This is a genomic window from Streptomyces sp. NPDC057438 (assembly GCF_042802995.1).
In the GTDB taxonomy this organism is placed as follows: domain Bacteria; phylum Actinomycetota; class Actinomycetes; order Streptomycetales; family Streptomycetaceae; genus Streptomyces.
On sequence record NZ_JBHVDD010000194.1, the window covers coordinates 1 to 2,038 of the forward strand.

Here is a 2,038-nt window from a genome sequence, read left to right on the forward strand (position 1 = left end):
GCGCGCGGGCCCGCCGCCCCCTCTTCTCCTTCTACGACCAGGGCAGGACCAGGGCGCCCCAGGCGACGAGGGGGCCGAGGGCGACGATCCCGCCGGTGTAGCCGATGACCTGGCGGTAGAAACGACGGGCATCCACCCCACGGGCGTTGCTGAGGACAAGTGCCCCGTTGGTCGAGAAGGGGGAGGTGTCGACGATCGTCGTGGAGACGGCGAGCGCGGCGATCAGTCCGGCGGCGCTGAGGTGGCTGGAGAGCAGCAGCGGTACGGCGATGGGGATGATCGCCGTGAGGATCGCGGTGGAGGAGGCGAAGGCCGAGGTGATGGCCACGGTGAAGCACAGCAGCAGGGCGACGACGAGCGGGGCGCCCAGATCGGCGGCGTGTTCGGAGATCTCCTCGATGATGCCTGCCTTCTCCAGCATCGCGATGTACGTCATCATGCCCGCGACCAGGAGCAGGGTGGACCAGCTGACGCCGTCCACGGCCTTCTCCTGCCGCTTCATGTCCACCAGGGCCAGCAGCGCGCCCGCCGCCAGGGCGAGGAAGCCGATCTCCAGGTGGAAGCCGAGCGCGCCGACGACCAGCGCCACCAGACAGCCGAGGGTGAGCCACTGCCGCCAGTCGGGCCTGCCGGAGACGGTGAGGTCTTCGTCGTCGGTCATCTCCACGGCGCCCTCGGCCAGCGGGGCGGGACGCTTGGCGAACAGGGCGTAGGTGAGGATCGAGAGCACGAGGTTGATGACGAAGCTGGCACTGAACAGGGCCACGGCGGAGACCTGCAGATCGGTCTTGTCGACGAGGCCGAGCACCAGCGCACCGGAGACGGCCAGCGGGGAGAACGCGCCCGCGTGCCCGCCGCTGATCACCATCATGCCGACGACCAGGGGGTTGAGCTTGTAGCGGTGGGCGAAGTTCATGCCGATCGGCGCGAGGATCGCGACCGCGGCCGGGGTGAACGTGCCGAAGGCCGTGAGCAGTGCGGCCACCAGGAACAACACCCAGGGGATGAGTTCGACCTTGCCGCGGACGAGTCTCACGCCGGCGGCCACGAGCCAGTCGATGGTGCCGTTGCGGCGGGCGACGGAGAACAGATACGTGACACCGACGATGGTGACGAACAGCTTGGCCGGGAACCCCTCGAAGATCTCGTCCTCGGTGAGGCCGAGCGATGCGGTGCCGACCGCGAAGGTGGCGACGAAGGCCAGGATGCCCAGATTGATCGGCAGTACGGTGCCGACCACGAACATCACCAGCAGGGCGCCTATGGAGATCACTTCAGCAGACATCTTTGTCCTTGATGCGGGTGGGGACGGGTGGCGCGCCCCGAGGGCGCGAGGTTATCCCGGTGCGGACGGCACAGAACCGGCCCGGCCGAGGTGATGTTCGTCGCGGATCAGGCGGCTTGCGTGCTGCCGGCTTCCGGTACGTAGATGCGGGCGTCGGCGAGCAGCCGGGCCGCGCGCTGCACGGTGGCCCGGTGCGGGAGGCCGTCCCGCACATCGGTGCAGCGGACCGCGACGACACCGGCGGGCGTGCCCAGCCGCAGCCATTCGTCGGTCGTACCGCCCGTGATCCGGGAGACCACCGAGCCCTGCACCAGTCCGGCCGCCGCGACGGCGACGGCGGAGGTCAGGCCGATCGCGGGGTGCGGGGCGTTCATGCTGAGCATGCGCACCGACACGTCGTAGTCCTCGGCGGCGACCGGTTCACCGAGGGTGGTGACGTACGGGACCGGCGGGCCGACGAAGCCGGCCTTGGGCACCGCGTCACCCGGTTCCTCGCCCGGCCGGACCAGCCCCATCAGGGGCGCGGCGGTGTGACGGACGGTCCGCAGCCACGAGACGTCCGCGCTGATCCGCTCCAGTGACTCGGCGCCCGTACGTCCGGCACTACCGGCTTCGACGAGGACGACCGGCGCTCCCGCCGTCACCATGCTCACGCGTACCGGCTCCGCGTCGCCGACCCGCAGGTCCTGGGTGGCCCGGCCGGTGGGCAGCAGTAAGGCGGCGGTGCCGGCGGGGTCGCGGAAGGTGAGGCCG

The 2,038-nt window shown here is 70.5% G+C and carries 2 protein-coding genes; both read right to left on the reverse strand.

Features of this window, described 5'->3' with window-relative positions; all coding sequences use genetic code 11:
- Positions 1 to 31: 31 nt before the first annotated feature.
- Positions 32 to 1,273, reverse strand: coding sequence for an SLC13 family permease (locus ACFU5F_RS42285; protein ID WP_383899004.1), 1,242 nt, complete (start codon positions 1,271 to 1,273; stop codon positions 32 to 34).
- Between the two features lie 119 nt (positions 1,274 to 1,392).
- Positions 1,393 to 2,038 (reverse strand): PrpF domain-containing protein (locus ACFU5F_RS42290; RefSeq protein ID WP_383899002.1); only part of this gene is annotated, 646 nt, incomplete at its 5' end.